We start from the raw sequence: 17,423 nt of genomic DNA, 5'->3' as shown, positions 1-17,423 counted from the left end.
ATAATTCCCTGGAGCTTACCCTCCCTGCCTGCTGTGTTGCAGAGATTATTTTGGAATGAACTAAAGAAGAGCTAGACATGAGCTGTGCCTAAGCCATACTCCATAACTTAGGCTCAGTCTTTTCACGTTTTATTCTGATCCTTTAGGATTCGTGTGGTACTAACCAATAAGCAATTTATCCTCTGGATACCGATACTTCTGCTTTACACTTTTTTTGCGCCAATGCAGAGGTTTTTCATCTTGCTAATTGTAAATTTTAAATGAATGAAATATAATATTATTCATAAATTCATAATGAGGGGTCTGGCAAATGCCAAAAAAATTCAGCGAAATTGAAAAAACTCATATCAAACAAAAACTTCTTGAGTCTGCACGAAGCCTCTTTACCCGATATGGAATTAAGAAAACTAGTGTAGAGAAATTAACAAAAGGGGCAGGAATTGCAGTAGGTACCTTCTATGCCTTTTACCAGACTAAGGAAGAACTGTTTTTTGAGCTTCTGGAAGTTGAAGAAAGTAACATAAGGACCGTTCTTTTTAAGAAAACAGAAGAAAGACCTCTAAATAAAGAATCTTTTCAATTATTTTTGTTGGAGTCTTTCAAGCTCATGTCGGAAAATCCAATCATTCAGCAAATTTTATTGACTGATCAATTCGAAGCCTTGATTCGTAAAGTGCCTCCCGAACGATTAGAACGTAATTACAACCAAGATCAGGATTTCTTCTATCCGTTGATTCAGAAATGGCAAGCAGAAGGTTTGCTTAAAAAAAGTCCTCCCGAGCTAATCATTAGTATGATTCGTTCACTCGTATTGCTCTCTCTACACCGGCGGGAAATCGGGGAGAACGTGTATGAGGATACGCTTGAGATGCTTATATCTACTATTGCTGAGGGCTTATCCGTACGAGAGGAGCAAAATCCTAATGATTAAAGTGAAGGAACTATCATATACCTATCCAGGCAAAGACAGCCCTGTTTTAAAGGGGCTCAATTTTAACATCAGGAAAGGAGAAATTTTCGGTTTTTTAGGTCCATCAGGCGCCGGCAAAAGTACGACACAAAATATATTGATTGGCAAGCTAAAACAATATAGTGGTTCGGCTACCGTTTTAGATCAAGAAGTGAAATCGGTGGGTTCGGAATATTTTGAACGAATCGGCGTGGCATTTGAATTTCCCAATTTCTATAACCGTTTTACTGCCCTGGAGAATCTGAGACATTTCGGATCACTATACCGCGAGCGTTGTTCAGACCCTATGGATTTACTCCAGCAAGTAGGTTTGAAGGATGCTGCAAATATGAAAGTTGGAGATTTTTCAAAAGGAATGAAGATGAGACTGAATTATTGCCGTGCTGTGCAGAATAATCCGGACGTATTATTTCTGGATGAACCGACCTCCGGGCTGGATCCTACCAATGCCGATATGCTTAAAAAACTCATTAAACAGCGTAAAGACGCTGGGACGACAATCATTCTGACCACCCATAACATGCAGGCAGCTGAGCAAATATGCGACAGAGTTGCTTTTGTCGTGAACGGTGTAATCAAGTTAATTGACTCCCCAAAGAATCTGATGCTGCGAAGCGGAGAACGTAAACTCAGAATTGAATATCAGATGCAAGGAACAAAAAAAACGGCAGAGTTCCCTTTAACTAATATTGGGGATAACAAAGAATTCCTCTTGATTATTCGCTCATATCCCATTGTCACCATTCATTCCTTAGAGGCTACCTTGGATCAAATCTTTATGGATGTTACGGGGGAATGCTTAGTATGAGAATATGGAGATTATTTCTTTTTGATCTTCGCTTCCAATGGAAGCATGGACTGTATTTTGTATATTTCCTTGTATGTATGGTTTATATAGGAGGGCTCAGCATCGTTCCCGATGCTTACCTAGACAGCACATTGTTATTGCTTACTTTTTCAGATCCAAGCGCACTTGGTTTGATTCTGGCAGGAGGGATTCTGCTCTTGGAGAGAGATCAGGGTATTTTTGAGAATCTTTTTGTTACACCTGTTCATACGCTGGAGTACATTCTGGCCAAATGTTTTTCTTTAAGCTGCTTATCGCTTGCTGTCGCTTATGCTATACACCTGAGTTCTGCAGGATGGCCTGTGTCTGCGGTGCAATATGTTATAGCTATTGTTTTGACCTCTTCTTTTTTTACCTTAATCGGCTTAGCTGCGGCCATTAAAAGCCGTTCGATCAATAGCTTCATATTATTGTCCCAATTATACTCTCTCATCTTTATATTACCTGTACTGGGTTACTTGAATTTATTTATAACATCTCTCTATGCTATCCTGCCGGTTCAAGGAACGTTAATGCTTCTGCAAGGCGCCTCTCAACCTCTGGCCATATCAGATTTCTTATATGCGGTGTTTATCCTACTGTTTTGGATCGGTCTTGCAGTCTGGTGGGTCTATTCCCTAATACAAAGGACCGTGAGAAAACAGGACGGAGGTGGAAAATATGTTTAGGTATAGAACGATGCTCCGGCAAGATTCCCGAAATGCAATAAAAGATCCGATGCTTCTGCTCATTACGCTTGGTCCGCTTCTGCTTACCCTTGTTGTAAGATATGGCTTGCGTCCCTTAGCAGAGTGGATAGCTTTCCTCTCGTCCTTCGATCTTCTTTCCTACTCCAGTTTCATTACTGTTTTTCTAATGCTTCTTGTTCCTCAATTAGCGGGAATAGCAGCGGGCTTATTAATCCTGGATGAACGGGACGAACATTTGATTGGAATCTATGCAGTAACCCCCTTGATGAAAAGTGGGTATCTAGCTTACCGGCTGATTCTTCCGACCTCTATCAGCATAATCATGACAGCTGTTTTTCTACTTTTCAGCGGTGTTTCACGGTATGAACCAGCAAATATCGCAGTACTCCTGTTGCTCTTATTAGAGACACCTATCCTTGCAATGTTCTTGGCTACATTTGCGGCTAATAAAGTAGAAGGCCTTGCCTTATCCAAAATTATTGGACTAACTCTTCTGGGAGCAGTTTTCGCCTATTTTGTTCCTGCTCCCTGGCAGCTAATAGCAGGGGTGTTTCCAACATATTGGCCGGCTAAGCTATATCTTGAAGGCATAGCCGGTAATCCTTCTGCATCTACAATAACCGTGATTTTTATTGTAGGGCTCCTCTTTCACCTGCTGCTCTTACAGCAGATGTCTAAAGTTTTTTGGAAGAAAATTGAGCAATAAGTGTAAAGTTAAAAGCCGGTACCTAGGTCCTCAACCTGCTTCCGTCTTAGATTCCTCACCTTATTCGCAGATTTTGGGCTTATATTCCGAATAAGCATCCTTAAGATGAAAAGGCTTAAGCGGATTGTCATCGATAATTGCTTTTCACTTCGCCTGGAGAATGATCTGTTCCATATCAGTGAAGCTGCAGCCCGCAAACAAAGATGTTGTTAGCTCATGGAGGGGTTCAGCATGCTCAAAATCATCTTTATTTAGCTAGGAAAAAACGCTGGGGATCTTCCCCATCAGCTGATACGGCCCGGGCGAAGTTCGTGAACTGTCTCTTCTCTTCGTCCTGCTCGTGTTTAAGCTTCAGAAGCTCCTGCTGGTCCTGAGTTGTCATAGATTAACCTCTTGTGAAATCAAGTCATGCGGTGTATCTGCACTATAGAAGTTTTCCCATGAACCCGCGGTGCTTATGCAAGAAATCCAAGGTTATCAATCCTGCTGTTTGTGCATTATCCCCTGGAGTATCACTTCAATGGCCCAGAAGAACCTCTCCTTGGAGGCGCTATCCCCCGAGAATAAATCAGTCTTCAGACTGTTCATCAACGGAAAACGTACCGGATCTGCTTCATTATAATAACTCTGGGCGGTTTCCATCAACTCGCTTGCTCTTTTAGCCTTCTCCAACGCAACGGAAGACACGTACAAGAGCAACAGGTCCGTTCCCCAAGCAGCGGCCGTAGAGGTGATTCCGCCCTTTTGCAGGACGGTAAGTAAATACTCATTCAGACGAAAAGCATTATTCCCGATAGGAATCGTCTGTAGAGACAGCTCCGCTAATCCAGGTTGCTCGATAAGTAGCTCGGCATAAGCATGCAGCGCTTGAAATAACTGCTCCTTCCAATTATCGTCCGTATGCTCCGGCAGATTCAACTCACCGAGACCAAGGTCAAGCACATATGAACTCAATTCCTGCAGATTTTTAACGTAAACATAGAGGGAGGAAGGTCCGGTGTCCAGTTGCTTGGCTACCTTCCTCATGCTCATGCCGGAGGTCCCTTCCTGCTTCAGCAGCTCATACGCGGTCTTGACAATGATTTCATGACTAAGGGGTTCTTTGGCTGGCCGGTTACGGCGGCTCACAATTTCACGTTTAGGTTTCATCATAGTTTTCTTATAACATGCCGGAAGCCAATAGTAAATACATCGCGGAAGATAACCTCATCCTTGCTGCTCATACAGGTCTTGATAAGATTGCATGAGTGCTGCAAACTTTGGAGCCGCATTCTCTGAGAAGCTCAGGATGAGATTGTCGTTAGACACATGTGCTTTCTCTGAGGCATACTGGAACATTTTCTCCTCATATTCTTCAATGGCCACAGATGTCTCCTTGTTCCTTACTATGGCAAGGGCCAGCTCCAGCGCATCCAGCATTGCAAGATTCACCCCTTCTCCGGCAAAAGGAGACATGACATGTGCTGCATCTCCAATCAACGTCACACCAGCACTGCGTTCCCAGCGAAACCCGACGGGCAGCATGTAGATCCGTCTGGGCACAACCGCATCTTCCGCATACCGGATATAATTCTTGAGCGGTTCACTCCAATCATGAAACAGCTCAAGCAGCTTTGCCTTAATCTCCTGTGGCTTATCATTTCGAATTTCGTCTAACCAGTCCCGCTCTACCTTGAAGCTCGCATATACTTTGATCCGTCCGTTGCCGTTCAACTGGCCCAGAATCCCTTTGTGATCGTCCAGCGCGAACATCTTGCCACGTGCATTGAATGCGGCCAGATCCGGGTGATCGGCGGCAATAACGTTAAGCTCCAGCATAGTCAAACCTGAATATTCCACATCTGTATCCGTAAGCAGAGGACGAACCCGGGAAAAGGCACCATCCGCACCAATTACAAGATCAGCCACAACGATATGACCATTTTCAAAATGCAGCTCCGTCTTCCCCTCACCCAGAGACACAACCTTCTCCAGTTTATAGCCATACTGTATGGTAGACGGATCTAATTTGTTTATAAGCAAGTCACAAAGCACCCCACGGTCAATCTCCGGGCGTCTCTGCCCTTCCGAGCTCTCTTCGTCGGCCACTTCGTCCAGGTATAGGGTCCCCATCTTATCCATGAGCCGGAAGTCTTCGCCCTCAAACCGTGCTGCCTGCAGAAAAGCTTCATATAATCCGGCTTCCTTCAAAGCGAGTTGCCCGGATTCTTCATGGATATCTAAGGAACCTCCGCGTTCATGGCTTAGATCCACATGCTCACGTTCGTAGATCGTCGAGGAAATACCATGCTTTTGCAGAATCAGGGCAAGCGTTAGCCCCCCTGGTCCACCTCCAATAATTGCGATCCGGCGTTGTTCGGTAGAATTATTTGTTGTCATGTATAGACATCTCCTTCGTTTGAAAGTTAATAAGCGTATGAATTAGTTAAGGTGATACATTTATAACATAACGAACGGTGTTCGTCAAGAATGTCGTTCGTTATTGATTGTGCGTCCCCCCCCCTTCTTCAACGCCCCGAAAGCGAGGCTGCAAATCTAAGTATTGAGGCATCAGCAATGTCCAAGATGTGCTTTGTACCGACTCGTGTTTATCTGGCTTGGTTGCAATATTCAGACAGCAAGGAATACGAGAATACAATGTCGAATAAGAAACACATGTTGGTCAATTCTTGCTTGTTTACAGTAGCGGACACGAACACCAAACTTCGATGTTCAGCGTATTCTTTCTGAATATATTGACAGGTAGTCCTACTCTAAAAAAGTTGAGAAAGGAAGTGAACTAATGAATATTCGAAAAGCTACGATTGAAGAGCAGTTAACTCTGCAAAACTTACTTCAATTTTATATGTACGATTTTACTGAATACACTGAGGTCGATACTCTATCTAATGGTCTTTACCAAGAAATGCCAGATTTCAATTTGTATTGGAATGAGCCACAAAGCCGCCATCCTTTTTTAATAATGGTTAGTGATAAAATCGCTGGATTTGCCTTCGTGAAAAACAAAGAAACTGGTAAAGATATTCATATCCTGTCACATTTCTTTATATTGAGAAAGTACAGAATGAATGGATTGGGTACAGCGGCAGCCAAACAACTATTTACCCTCTTTAAAGGTAATTGGGAACTCTACCAACTTGAGAAGAATATACCAGCACAAAAATTTTGGCTACGGGTTATTTCTGAAATTACTGACGGCAATTTTGTAGATGAATTTGATAATGGAAAAAGATATCAATTCTTTTCTGTATAGAGGCAAATAAGCATTTTTTATAAGCCCTTCCATGGGCGGCTTTCCTTTTATCGAAAAATCAACATTCTATCTAGCATAGCCTAGAATAAAAAATAGAACCCTATAAGGGTTCTATCTTTTATTTATTTGATGTATTTTCTTATATAATTGTCTAAAAGAAGCTCCGCTTTATCCAATTGCTTGACTCCTTCTCCAACCTTATTGTAACCTGCTTCGAATTTGGAATAATTTATTTTGGTTGTCTTCAGACTGTCCCGCATTATAGTCATCCCCTCTAACTGGAGTTTTGCCCCTGCTAGATAATGGCTATGTATTTCTTTTATCTCCGCATTATTCACTTTTAGGTACTTCAATCCGGATACAAACTTAGTATAGTTCGGTACTACAGTGTTATTTAATGACAGAAAAAATGTTTTTCTTGTTGAGTCTTTTATTCCTAAATCAATTAGCTCATTATACGAAGTGATAGCTTTATTTTCATACTTTCCTATAAGCTGCAATTGCTTGCTATACTCTTCTATATCCTTACTCATGATTTATTCATGAGTAGGTTCCTTTATGACCACTGGACTTGTTGGTGCAGGAGTTGGTGCAGGAGTTGTTTCAGGTATAACGGTATAATCATCGACCACTTGAACAGTGAACACATAAGGTTCAAACTTTTCTCCAATATTGACAGTTAAGGTGGCAGTCCCTTTATTTAAGGCATGAAGTTCAGACACCCATTTCGTTTTCCGGATAACCTTTATAATATTCTCATCTGAAGAGACTGGAGTAAAATCATGGTCTGTAACGTCTCCATCTGTCCAGTCAGTGATGGCTATTTGGTATTCCTTCCACTCCCCAATTTTAATCTCCGTAGGCTTGGTCACTTTGACAATGTCGGTGATGTTCCGTGCAGCCGCACTTATATTACCAGCCCCTGATACGACCGATAATATAAGTGCTAATAATAGAGAATAAATCAAACTCTTTTGTTTCATAGATGCTTTCTCCCCGCTTGTATACACATAGTAAAGGCCTCAACCAATTTTGCCAGCATAGTTCCATGAGTAGGTTGCACGTAGCAAAAACAGAAAAGTTCTTTCCAAGCTTTATTATACAACTATCCTCTGCTTTGGAAATCCCATCCTCATGACATTTTTTTGTTTTCCCCTCCGCAATCAGTTATCATTATGTCAAAATCGTATAATCCACTAATGAGGTGTAGCCATGGATAAATTCGCCCTGGAGGTATTCTCTGATTTATCCGAAAGACTGAATTATAATCTGCCGGGTTTCCCTCTGTATGCTAAAAAAGGAGCGCTGCATCAATTCGACCGGTTCGCGGCCGCTTATCATTGGCATCCGGATCTAGAGTTCATTGTGGTGCTGGACGGGACAATGGAATTTTATGTGAACGGGCAAACGGTTCATCTCGATAAAGGGAATGGAATTTTCGTTAACAGTAAACGCCTCCACTATGGCTTCTCTGCTGCGAAGAGCGATTGTACTTTTCTGGTCATCGTCATTCATCCTGCACTTCTCGGCGAAAACACGCTTGCAGGGAAAGCATATCTGGAAGAAAAATTCGGTTCCGGCACCGGCGATTTTTTACTGTTATCTTCTCAAACGTCTTGGCAGCATGAGATTCTGCTCGCGCTAACTGAGTTATATGATGAGATGCATAGCCATGAAGGTAACCTGCTCCGCTTATTATCCCAGGCTGTGTCCATATGTGCGGGTATAGCTGATCATATACAGCAAGCACCGGGCAATCCGAATAATGAACAGATATGGATAACGATCCGTAAAATGACCGGGTATATTCACCAGCATTATGAATCTAAACTAACCATTGATGAGATTGCCGCCGCCGGTTCAGTATGCAGAAGCAGATGTTGTGAGCTATTCAAAAAGCATGTTGGCTGGTCACCCAATAATTATTTAACCCGCTATCGTCTTCAAAAAAGCTGTGAGATGCTGAAAGAGACAACGATGCCTGTGGGAGAGATCGCCATGGCCTGCGGGTTTCAAACGGCAAGTTATTTTTCGCATGTGTTCGGTAAACAATTAGGACAGATCCCGCAAGACTTCCGCAAGCAATCTGCTGCTGCCGGCAACGATTTCTAATCGCCGCCTTCTTTGCCGTCATCGTATTCTTGACTGATATAATAAGTGAACCGTTTATCCTGCTGTCTGGCTAGGTTGTCACACCATTTAGAATGTACTATTGCCCGTAGTCCAACGAACAGGAATGGAAGCAACAGAATTCCTATAGCAACTTGAAAGATCATAAGCAGCACCCCCTTCTTATTTCTATTCTCAGAATAGTATAAAGAAGGGGGTGCTGCTCCCGAAATCGTTTGTAATTATATCAAAATCGTATATTGTTTCATATTAAAGATCTTCCGGTTTTATAAATTTCACCTCGGGATAGCTGTCGTTTGGACCCTGAAGCAGTTGTCCCCCTTCTCCTTTCAATTCCTTATTAAAGAAATCGAGAACATATTGATTTACGACGTCTGATCCTCTTTTACCATTGATATCTCCTGTGATTCCAGTCAGTTTGATCAGCTCAGAATAGAACTGAAGGTCCGTGAAATTGAAGTGTTGGGTACCCTCAATATAAATCGCAGGCCCTCCCTGATTAATCACATTTTTAATAATGTGCAGCTCTTCTTCAAGCTGTTTAGTGACTTCGTTATCCAGATGGGTATCCTTCTTGAAATCGGTCAACCAGTCTTTAAAAACACCCGATCTTATGAACATAAACGGCTTGTCTAGATCATCTCTATTGTCCACTTCGATCAGTGACCCGTCCATATTGACTCCGGCCTTGATTCTAGGATCTAAATAAGTTGTGTTAAACGCTGTGGCCCCCCCGAAGGAATGCCCCATTACGCCTAGATGGTTTAGATCGATTTTTCCTTTAAATTGACTTTCGATTGCACCTGAATTTAGCCTTTCCATTTCGTTAATTACAAACTCCACATCTTTCGTCCATATATTTCCAATTATTCTGCGATCTTCTACGGTAGTCATCTTGGTGGTATAGTCCGTTACACGGCCATCCGGAAAAATAGTAGCAAAGGTGCTATACGTATGATCGATGGTGACCACGATATACCCGTGACTGGCGAGATTCTCGGCCTGTGATGCATGGAGAACTTTACTGGTTCCCATACCATGCGATAGCAGTACCACAGGATAAGGGATTGTAGAAGGCAATAGTTCTACATTTTCATAAGAGTTGGTTTTACTATATTCCCAGTAATCGAAGACAAAGTCTGGAAGGTTTAATGAATTAGAATAGGTCTGGATATACTTTTTGAACATTTCTTTATCTTTTGGAAAAAGAGCTTCACTCTTCTTGTTGCTGCTATTTGCTGTAGGGTACCACACTTGAACCATTAGTTCCCTCTTATCGCTTGGATCTGCAGTTAAGACTTCATCTCTGTTCTGATCCGTAAAATGAAAGGCTTGAGTACCCACTTTCTCCGGACCTTCAAGCTTCGGCAAATGAAAGACTGGCAAATATGCAGACAAGCCGGCAGATATAACAAGCAGAATGACGATGATGGAAGATGAACTATATTTCAACAGCTTCCCTGCTTTTATATTCTCTATATTCCCTATCTTACCTAAATGTCTGAGTATAACGATGAGTATAAGCAGCGCCGTCATCATATATACCAAAAGCAACTGCCATCTGTATCCCTCTACCCATAATTGAACTGTCAATATAACGCTGCTTTCTATCCCCAATACCAGCCCTGTTGTCTTTGCACCTCTTCTTATAAACAATAGATCTGCGAGCAGTGTGAAACAGGATAGAACTAAAAGTATCTCGAATAATCTCATTTTACTCCCTCTCTTTCTACTTCTTCTTTCGCTAAAATGAAATCTTAACCAATGAAAGTGTACTCCCCGTGACGTCAATATGAACTGAATATGAACGTACAAAAGAGATGAATCCAAAGCTAAAAACCCTCAGCACGCTAGGGTCGCGTTCCTGAGGGTTCTTCCATTGTCCAATGTCTAATCATCCATTATAAGGGCGGCTGCACCAGTAACAGCTTCCCGAGCCGGATCACCGTTTGCTCATACCACTCTGGATGCTGCCGGATATGCTCGATACTTCGCTCATTGCCGACTGCCTCGAACACGGCTGCTTTGTCTGTCTTCTCATGATCGATTTCAAAGCGAACCGTATGTTTCCCGTTCGGGAGCTCCGGCAAGAATACATACTGATTACGATTATGATCGTTGTAATGGGTGAACCGATCGATAATAAAGGGTTCCCCTCCATCCACCGACACCTTCAATCTGCCAGAATCCGGCCCCCCGATATCGAATAACCCGATACGGGTTCCTTCGAACTGAACCGTGACCGCCTCTCCAGGATCGGCAGCCAGCCATAGGCCCGGGAACAACCAATTGTACTCGCGTACTACAGCAGATTCCTCGGGCGTCAGGTAAGACCATCCTGCAGTAAAATGGGTATTAGGCAGACTATCCGGTGACAGCATGGTCGCATACTCCCAAGGGTTAGCCGGAACCAACGGATGCCGGGGCAAGTGATGGACTTGCCTTCCCGGATGACTTCTGAGTTCGCGTATGATCTCAAATGACCGGGTGATCGTATCCGTGTATATCTGGTGTCCTTCGGGAATGGTCGGATGGATCGAATCATGCGTGAAAATAACAGCTCCGGGAACGGATAGGTCCTCCCTTGAGGTGAACACGAGCTTCCCCTCAGCTACCAGGCGGCAGACCTCTACGCCCAAGTGAATTGAAGGAATACCATAATAGTCAGCCACTTCCTCTTGCATGATAGCCCCTTTCTGGTATTCTCCCGACTGAAATCCGGCCACATCCCGCTCCTTCACCGTATACACAAACAGGATATCGGTAAACCGGCTCCGCTTGCGGATCTGGCGGACAATTCCTTCGATCCGTGCCTTGGATTCGGGATCTCCGCCATCGTTACCTACAAATTCAACGAATACCAGATCGGGATGATGACGCAGTACATCGGTCTCCAGACGGGCACAGCCCAGATCCGAGCCGGTCCCGTTAATGCCTGCATTCACCGTACGGATCTCCGCCTGGGGGTATTGCTCACGAAGCCAATCCGCCGTCATGACTCTGTAGCCTTCAGAACGGGTATTGCTGCCGCCGAAATAAACGATGGTTACGGTATCGCCATTTTCCAATTTCTGAATGATATTGGGGAGCCCTCTACGAGGGTATAATTCCTTCATCGTGACTTCACCTTGCCTCATTTATCGATTTTCGGAGCAAACCATTTTACAGCAAACACTTCAAAATAAGGCGAACCATACGTTCTGCTGAAATTCATCCGGACTCGGGTTACACGTTCCGCGTCCACCTGATGCTTATTCAGCGTGAGATAATTCCCGCGTGTCAGGATGGTTCTCTCGGCTCCATCTTCTAGAGTCAAGGTCAATTCATAATCTTGCACAAGGGACTCGATCGGGTCGTTGAAATGCTCTAAATCAAGCTGTGAATTGAACACAAGATGAATTTCCTCTATATTTTTAGGGCCTGCAAAACAGAATTCCAGCCATTCCTGTCCTTCCGTACGCTCCGAAATCCAGCCGTTCGGCAGGCCATAAGGTCTGGAGAAGCCGTTGACAACATTCTCGGGAGTATACATACTCTGGGACGGGAGCAGGTCCTTGAAGCAAATGCTCTTATTCATTTTTTTCAGCCTGGACGGCTCTTCCGGCCGATAATGGAAGCTAACCGCACCTGTCAGTTTCTCTTCATTGCCGTATACGGCAAGACTAGCCGGGCCCTCCAAGACAATGTAGATTTTGTCGTCAGCCGGTGTCTTGCAGTCCAAGACCAGCGTAATCCAGTCGTCATGACTGGCAGCAATCTCCAAGCGATAATCTTTTAACCTGCTGGAGGGAATATAATTTTCCTTCCGTTCTCCTCCAAACAGCTTGACATGCATGGTTTCCGGATGACCGGACCTGTTTTTAATTTTGACCCGGACACTTTCCGCCGCGGATGTCTGAATCGGCAAGACCATGCATAACCCGTTCTCCAGAGAGAGCTCTCCGGTTGGCAGAGGATTGTCATAGCTGCGCTGAGACGAGGCACGAATCGTTAATCCATCAGCGAAGTAAGGACTTAGTTCCTCTTGAAGCCCTACAATCGTTTGGCCGTCCCGAAGCAGCAGCGCCTGCAGCTCCTCCATATGAGCTAGGGTGATGGCCGCAGGGTCTGCCTCATATTTCACGCATAACGAAGCAGCCGTTCCAACCGCCTGCCCCATACAACCGCAGGTGGCCATGACCCTTGTAGATCCGAAAGCCACATGTGTAGCGCTTATATTGCGTCCGGCAAACATGAGATTAGGAATATTGCTTGAATATAAACTGCGGAAAGGGATATTGTACAAGCCAGGTACGAAATTCCATGCCGTAGCCGGCCCCTCATCGTACACCCCCTTATTCGCATGTAAATCCATGTACCAGCCACCGACGGATACAGCATCTTCGAAATGCGGCTTGGCTGTAAGATCGTTCTGGGACAACATGTGGTCCCCTATGAACCGCCTCGACTCCCGCTTCCCCGGAATCGGGCATACATAATCCAAGATGAGATTTTCTACATCGTCAAATTCGCCGCTATTTTTGATATAATCCCAAATTCCGTACACCAATTTCCGCAGTTCCAAGGCGATGTCTTCATTATTCTTGACCGTATCCAGATGTCCGCCGTATTCCAGCCACCACAATCCGCCAAGTCCGTTGATTTTTCGGGGGAAAGCCCGATGGTTCAAGCCTTGTCTGATACTGTCGAAAAAATCCAGCTTCGTAATGTCATAGGCAAAGTCAGGCCTTGTGTATGGAACGGAATATTCTACGTCGCGGGCTTGAAACAGGATCGTATCGCCCATGGTGTAATGATCCGCCGCGTCAGGAGCCAATTCTTCATTGTATTCATGCTTCGCTTCTCTCCCCCGGCGGAAGTGCGCACCTGCCTGATATCCGACCACTCCATCACCAGAGCAATCGATGAAGGTTCGGCTTTCGAACCGGAATTTTCTCTCGGAAGCCAATTGAAGGCCCTCTACCCATTTAATTCTGCCGTTCTCCATGCCCGTATCATGCACGCATGTATTCAGAAATAGAGAAAGGTTAGGCTCCGCATAAACCATGTCGAGCAAGACCATATCCGACAACGACAGCATCAGCTTCTTGTTGTATAACGGGTTATAGTGAAAAATCTTCAGCTTGAGCTCTTCCACTAATCCACCCTCGCGTGCATAATAGGATGGACTGTTTCCGAGATATGCCGACCCGTTGATATGAACCCTGACCTCGCTGCTCGCATTTCCTCCCAGAACCGGCCGGTCATTAATAAGTGAGACCTGCAGCCCTTGGCGTGCGGCAGCAATGGCAGCGCATACCCCGGCAATCCCTCCGCCTACGACGGTTACATCTGCATTAATTAGCTCCATTTTGATAACCTCCATGATTTGATCCTGCTATCATGGTAAGCCATTAGATGTCCTTTTTTTTATAGGATTTCGCGAGGAATTTATACGTTTATTTGGATTCATACCGTGTCATTTTTATCCGGTATTGCTTAGGGGTAACACCTGTGTACTCTTTGAATAATTTGCAAAAGTAACCTTCGTTCACAATTCCCACTTCCTCACACAATTCCAATAAAGAATAATCCTGAATATTTAACAGCTCGAGAGCTAATTTGATTTTTTTACGGTTAATGTAGCTGATAACGCCTTCATTCATTGTTTTTTTGAACAAGCTGCTGAAATATGATGGGGCCAGATTCACTTCCTCGGCAATAGCCTCAAGCGTTATTCTCTGTTTCAGGTTGTGCTCTATATACCGCAAAGCACTCATAATTTCTATACGATGTAAAAGTTGGCCAGCTTGAACATATTCGAAGGTGAAGTCGCCAATATAGGCAAGCTGCTCCCGAAAGGTCATGAATTTTATGGGAAGCTCCGATACATCCGCGGTCACCGCGTTTCGGGATTTAAATTTCGCAGTAATACCTCTGTACAAGTCTTGGAGCATAGGTGCCATGACCGACTTATGAATTTTATAATTCTTCACCCATTGGTTCAGATCAGAGAGTCCTTGCTCCAGCTCTTCCTTGGATACTTGTCGTTGCACCCATCTGAGCCAATCATCCAGCTTCAGCTGAAAGTCCTCTTGTTTGTCATTATGATAATGTAAGCGATGCATGGGCGTTGTGACGACTCTCTCTTCATGATAATAGAAATCCTCACTCACGCTATTAGCTTCCATGTAAGCCTGTTTGATGGATTCCCAGCCCCGGTGGGGGCCTCCAAAAGCGACGGAAACCCTTTGATTCAAATATTGATGTAAATGGGAGATGATTTGAGTCCCCAATGAATGGCAAGCATATTCTGTGTCCATATCGCTGCGATGATTCTCCCAGGACAGAAAGCCGATAAAACGATTATCGGATAGATCCGCAGCTACGCCTCTGCCCCCATTCACCACCGTTTCTTCGATGATATTCGTAATCGCATATTTCAGGATGTTCTGATCTGACGCGGAATAATCGTTCCGGAAGCTCTCATACCGGTTCATTTCCACAATGAAGCAACAATAGCTTGCTTGAAAGAAATGGAATTGCATGCGATTGGCAAAATCCGATGCCCGGTGAGTAGGAATTTCCCCGCGGATAAGTTCATTAAAAAACTGCTTGCGGACTCTATATTTATTCTCAAGCACGGATATGTGTAACGATTGAAATTCCGCTTCTTTGGTCTTCACCTCATTTAGAATCCCGGCTGCCTTAGCTAAAGCGCGATCCAAATCCGCTTCCCTGAGCGGAACCTTAACAATGTACTCCAATACGTTGGCTTGAATGGCCCGCTGCGCGTATTCAAAGGATGAATAGGCAGTCAAAAGAATGTACTGGGTATGAGAAAGCGTTGGCTTTAGCTGCTCAATCATAGAAATTCCATCCATTCGCGGCATCACGATATCAGAGATCACGATATCCGGCTTAAGCTTTACGATCGCCTCTAACCCCTCCACCCCATTATTCGCTTTTCCCACTAACCGGAATCGTTTATCCCTATGGGAGAGCTCCTCAAAAAACAATTCCAACCGCTGAATGATTAGATCTTCATCGTCAACAATAAAACAGGTGTAGTCTCTCACCATCATGCATCTCCTTTAAACAAGCCTGCCGGGAATTCGGCGCGAACACGGGTGATTTCCTTCGGTATGCTTATGATTTGGAGCCCGAATTGTTCTCCGTAGTGAAGTCTTATCCGGTCATGAATATTATTTAATCCGATTCTTTTCCTTCTCACTTCCACATCACCCGGTTCTGAAACCAGAAGGTGTTCTATGATCCCGGTTGGAATTCCCTCGCCTTGATCAATTACTTCTATGATGACGGTGCTGCCCTCCCGGTAGGCATGAATAGTAATAGGGCCTTCGATCCCCCCTCCGTTATAGCCATGGAAGATACTATTCTCCACAAGGGGCTGCAGCAGCATCCGGAAAACAGGGAAATCTATTAATCCTGCTTCGATCTCTTCAATTAAGCGAAAGCTTCGGTTATAACGGATGTTCTGGATTGCGATATAGTCCGCTACATTTTGCAATTCCTGACGCAGGGAGACCTTCTCCGCAGCATCGGCCATCCCATACTCCAATATTGAAATGAGCGACTCGATGACCACATCTACTTTCTCTATTCGTCCGAGCCGGATGACGTTGCTGATCGAACCCAGCGTGTTATACAGAAAATGAGGGTTTATTTGCGACTGAAGCACTTGGATTTCCAGCTTCCGCTCCAGTTCATGATGAAGCTCCGCTCCCTGGATCAGCTCCACAATCTGCTGCAGCATACGATCAAATGTCCGGGAGAGATCTCCAAACTCATCGTTCCGGTTAATCGGGATTGGAGTTGTAAGAATACCTTGCTCCACCCGCTTCATTTTTGTTTTGAGCGCAAGGAGAGGGGTTCTTATATATTTGGCTATTAACAAAGAAATGAACAGACTTAACACAAAGCCTGCAGCCAGAAGCCCGATATAATAGGTTTCCAATCGGGACAACCCAGCTTTCAAGCGGGATTCATCGTTAATCGAGATCAGCGTCCAGTTGAATTTCTCCGTCGGTTTTTTCAGCAGGGAGACGGGCAGGCCTTCCTTGGTATGCAGTTGAAGGCTGGTTTCTGTAGTATCCAGAATTTGCTCCGCTGATGTATCACCGATTGAAAACGTATGATCTTGAATATTAATGGGTCCTTTATTTTCTGAGAATCCGGCAATGATTTTTCCCGAGGCAGTGAGCAGAGCCAGATTCATTTGTTCTTGGGTATTAATCTTGAACAAGGCTTCTTCAATGGCATTGAGATCCAGATCCACTGCAATGGCCATAGGAAACGGAGCGTTGTTCAGATAACGGACCATCGTAACGGTCCAGCCGGAATATTTAGATTTGTAAGGATCACTGACAAAGGTAATCCTTCTATTCTTGTCAGCCGCGTCAAACAATGGCTCTCTTTCCGCTAAAGATTCATCGAATATCCGGGTAGGCGCACTTCCGCCTAGAATGGATAAATCGCTTTTGATCAGATAAATATTACTGACGTAATTACTGTTGAGTTCATACAGCTCTCTTAATTGCTTTTTAATCACATCCAGATTGCCAATATTGGCTTTCACCGATGACTCGACCGAGAACAGGATCGTCTGGAAGGAGGAAAAATTAACAGTGAAATACTGATCCACCTTGTCAAGTATTTGGTTCGTGTAATACAGGTCAGAGGTTCTTATTTCCTTTTGGACATAGCGGTAAGACAATTGGCTGATCAGGATAATGCAGCTTAATACAAAAGCAAACACGAGTAAAAATAATTTTAAGGGCAAGCTGATTCTTCTTCGCATTGATCCTCTTCCTTTGAAATCCGGATGA

The 17,423-nt window shown here is 44.2% G+C and carries 17 protein-coding genes; 6 read left to right on the top strand and 11 right to left on the bottom strand.

Going from position 1 to position 17,423, the window contains the following annotated elements:
- The first annotated feature begins 310 nt into the window (after positions 1–310).
- The 4 genes from NYE24_RS04120 to NYE24_RS04105 are packed head-to-tail and all read left to right on the top strand — an operon-like array spanning position 311 to position 3,212.
- Positions 311–931, top strand: coding sequence for a TetR/AcrR family transcriptional regulator (locus tag NYE24_RS04120; RefSeq protein ID WP_341025392.1), 621 nt, complete (start codon positions 311–313; stop codon positions 929–931).
- On the top strand, positions 924–1,778 hold the full coding sequence (locus NYE24_RS04115; protein ID WP_341025390.1) for an ABC transporter ATP-binding protein: 855 nt from the start codon (positions 924–926) through the stop codon (positions 1,776–1,778). Before NYE24_RS04120 ends, NYE24_RS04115 begins: the two co-directional genes overlap by 8 nt.
- The gene (locus tag NYE24_RS04110) at positions 1,775–2,485 is read left to right on the top strand and encodes an ABC transporter permease (protein ID WP_341025389.1); all 711 of its coding nucleotides are present in this window, start codon (positions 1,775–1,777) and stop codon (positions 2,483–2,485) included. Before NYE24_RS04115 ends, NYE24_RS04110 begins: the two co-directional genes overlap by 4 nt.
- A gap of 10 nt (positions 2,486–2,495) precedes the next feature.
- Complete coding sequence (locus NYE24_RS04105) at positions 2,496–3,212, top strand: hypothetical protein (protein WP_342478116.1); 717 nt, start codon at positions 2,496–2,498, stop codon at positions 3,210–3,212.
- Between the two features lie 247 nt (positions 3,213–3,459).
- Here the strand turns inward: NYE24_RS04105 and NYE24_RS04100 are convergent, their stop codons facing one another.
- The 3 genes from NYE24_RS04100 to NYE24_RS04090 all read right to left on the bottom strand — a co-directional run bounded on the left by NYE24_RS04100 (position 3,460) and on the right by NYE24_RS04090 (position 5,591).
- The gene (locus NYE24_RS04100) at positions 3,460–3,594 is read right to left on the bottom strand and encodes a hypothetical protein (RefSeq protein WP_342478115.1); all 135 of its coding nucleotides are present in this window, start codon (positions 3,592–3,594) and stop codon (positions 3,460–3,462) included.
- A 95-nt stretch (positions 3,595–3,689) separates the two neighbouring features.
- The gene (locus tag NYE24_RS04095) at positions 3,690–4,364 is read right to left on the bottom strand and encodes a helix-turn-helix domain-containing protein (RefSeq protein ID WP_342478114.1); all 675 of its coding nucleotides are present in this window, start codon (positions 4,362–4,364) and stop codon (positions 3,690–3,692) included.
- A gap of 54 nt (positions 4,365–4,418) precedes the next feature.
- The gene (locus tag NYE24_RS04090) at positions 4,419–5,591 is read right to left on the bottom strand and encodes an NAD(P)/FAD-dependent oxidoreductase (protein ID WP_342478113.1); all 1,173 of its coding nucleotides are present in this window, start codon (positions 5,589–5,591) and stop codon (positions 4,419–4,421) included.
- Between the two features lie 403 nt (positions 5,592–5,994).
- Here NYE24_RS04090 and NYE24_RS04085 point away from each other — a divergent pair, with 403 nt between their 5' ends.
- On the top strand, positions 5,995–6,465 hold the full coding sequence (locus NYE24_RS04085; protein ID WP_076153797.1) for a GNAT family N-acetyltransferase: 471 nt from the start codon (positions 5,995–5,997) through the stop codon (positions 6,463–6,465).
- Positions 6,466–6,587: 122 nt separating this feature from the next.
- Here the strand turns inward: NYE24_RS04085 and NYE24_RS04080 are convergent, their stop codons facing one another.
- Positions 6,588–6,998: a hypothetical protein gene (locus NYE24_RS04080; protein ID WP_342478112.1), complete on the bottom strand. Its 411-nt coding sequence runs from the start codon at positions 6,996–6,998 to the stop codon at positions 6,588–6,590.
- 3 nt (positions 6,999–7,001) lie between these two features.
- Positions 7,002–7,448, bottom strand: a complete 447-nt coding sequence (locus NYE24_RS04075) for a hypothetical protein (protein WP_342478111.1) — start codon at positions 7,446–7,448, stop codon at positions 7,002–7,004.
- A 229-nt stretch (positions 7,449–7,677) separates the two neighbouring features.
- Between NYE24_RS04075 and NYE24_RS04070 the strand changes: the two genes are divergently transcribed.
- Positions 7,678–8,577 (top strand): AraC family transcriptional regulator, encoded by a 900-nt coding sequence (locus NYE24_RS04070; RefSeq protein ID WP_342478110.1) that lies wholly within the window; start codon positions 7,678–7,680, stop codon positions 8,575–8,577.
- Here NYE24_RS04070 and NYE24_RS04065 read toward each other — a convergent pair.
- The 6 genes from NYE24_RS04065 to NYE24_RS04040 form a co-directional block, all read right to left on the bottom strand.
- A complete protein-coding gene (locus NYE24_RS04065) occupies positions 8,574–8,741 on the bottom strand; it encodes a hypothetical protein (RefSeq protein WP_342478109.1) in 168 nt (55 codons plus the stop codon). The two genes, NYE24_RS04070 and NYE24_RS04065, sit on opposite strands and share 4 nt — an antisense overlap.
- Positions 8,742–8,844: 103 nt before the next feature.
- Complete coding sequence (locus NYE24_RS04060) at positions 8,845–10,308, bottom strand: alpha/beta fold hydrolase (RefSeq protein ID WP_342478108.1); 1,464 nt, start codon at positions 10,306–10,308, stop codon at positions 8,845–8,847.
- 188 nt (positions 10,309–10,496) lie between these two features.
- On the bottom strand, positions 10,497–11,711 hold the full coding sequence (locus tag NYE24_RS04055) for a GDSL-type esterase/lipase family protein (protein WP_342478107.1): 1,215 nt from the start codon (positions 11,709–11,711) through the stop codon (positions 10,497–10,499).
- Between the two features lie 17 nt (positions 11,712–11,728).
- Entirely contained in the window at positions 11,729–13,945 is a 2,217-nt protein-coding gene (locus tag NYE24_RS04050; protein WP_342478106.1) for an FAD-dependent oxidoreductase, read from the bottom strand.
- An 88-nt stretch (positions 13,946–14,033) separates the two neighbouring features.
- Complete coding sequence (locus NYE24_RS04045) at positions 14,034–15,659, bottom strand: AraC family transcriptional regulator (RefSeq protein WP_342478105.1); 1,626 nt, start codon at positions 15,657–15,659, stop codon at positions 14,034–14,036.
- On the bottom strand, positions 15,656–17,353 hold the full coding sequence (locus NYE24_RS04040) for a histidine kinase (protein ID WP_342478104.1): 1,698 nt from the start codon (positions 17,351–17,353) through the stop codon (positions 15,656–15,658). The genes NYE24_RS04045 and NYE24_RS04040 overlap by 4 nt, the downstream gene beginning before the upstream one ends.
- Positions 17,354–17,423 lie beyond the last annotated feature (70 nt).

Origin of the sequence: Paenibacillus sp. FSL H7-0350, assembly GCF_038593195.1 — a bacterium.
Classification (GTDB): domain Bacteria; phylum Bacillota; class Bacilli; order Paenibacillales; family Paenibacillaceae; genus Paenibacillus_AQ.
Note: the sequence above shows the minus strand (reverse complement) of the source record. Positions and strands in the feature narration are given on the sequence as shown.

Bases quoted from the DNA above. Each gene is read 5' to 3' on its own strand.
- NYE24_RS04120 (WP_341025392.1), top strand. From the start codon at position 311: ATGCCAAAAAAATTCAGCGAAATTGAAAAAACTCATATCAAACAAAAA.
- NYE24_RS04115 (WP_341025390.1), top strand. From the start codon at position 924: ATGATTAAAGTGAAGGAACTATCATATACCTATCCAGGCAAAGACAGC.
- NYE24_RS04110 (WP_341025389.1), top strand. From the start codon at position 1,775: ATGAGAATATGGAGATTATTTCTTTTTGATCTTCGCTTCCAATGGAAG.
- NYE24_RS04105 (WP_342478116.1), top strand. From the start codon at position 2,496: ATGCTCCGGCAAGATTCCCGAAATGCAATAAAAGATCCGATGCTTCTG.
- NYE24_RS04100 (WP_342478115.1), bottom strand. From the start codon at position 3,594: ATGACAACTCAGGACCAGCAGGAGCTTCTGAAGCTTAAACACGAGCAG.
- NYE24_RS04095 (WP_342478114.1), bottom strand. From the start codon at position 4,364: ATGATGAAACCTAAACGTGAAATTGTGAGCCGCCGTAACCGGCCAGCC.
- NYE24_RS04090 (WP_342478113.1), bottom strand. From the start codon at position 5,591: ATGACAACAAATAATTCTACCGAACAACGCCGGATCGCAATTATTGGA.
- NYE24_RS04085 (WP_076153797.1), top strand. From the start codon at position 5,995: ATGAATATTCGAAAAGCTACGATTGAAGAGCAGTTAACTCTGCAAAAC.
- NYE24_RS04080 (WP_342478112.1), bottom strand. From the start codon at position 6,998: ATGAGTAAGGATATAGAAGAGTATAGCAAGCAATTGCAGCTTATAGGA.
- NYE24_RS04075 (WP_342478111.1), bottom strand. From the start codon at position 7,448: ATGAAACAAAAGAGTTTGATTTATTCTCTATTATTAGCACTTATATTA.
- NYE24_RS04070 (WP_342478110.1), top strand. From the start codon at position 7,678: ATGGATAAATTCGCCCTGGAGGTATTCTCTGATTTATCCGAAAGACTG.
- NYE24_RS04065 (WP_342478109.1), bottom strand. From the start codon at position 8,741: ATGATCTTTCAAGTTGCTATAGGAATTCTGTTGCTTCCATTCCTGTTC.
- NYE24_RS04060 (WP_342478108.1), bottom strand. From the start codon at position 10,308: ATGAGATTATTCGAGATACTTTTAGTTCTATCCTGTTTCACACTGCTC.
- NYE24_RS04055 (WP_342478107.1), bottom strand. From the start codon at position 11,711: ATGAAGGAATTATACCCTCGTAGAGGGCTCCCCAATATCATTCAGAAA.
- NYE24_RS04050 (WP_342478106.1), bottom strand. From the start codon at position 13,945: ATGGAGCTAATTAATGCAGATGTAACCGTCGTAGGCGGAGGGATTGCC.
- NYE24_RS04045 (WP_342478105.1), bottom strand. From the start codon at position 15,659: ATGATGGTGAGAGACTACACCTGTTTTATTGTTGACGATGAAGATCTA.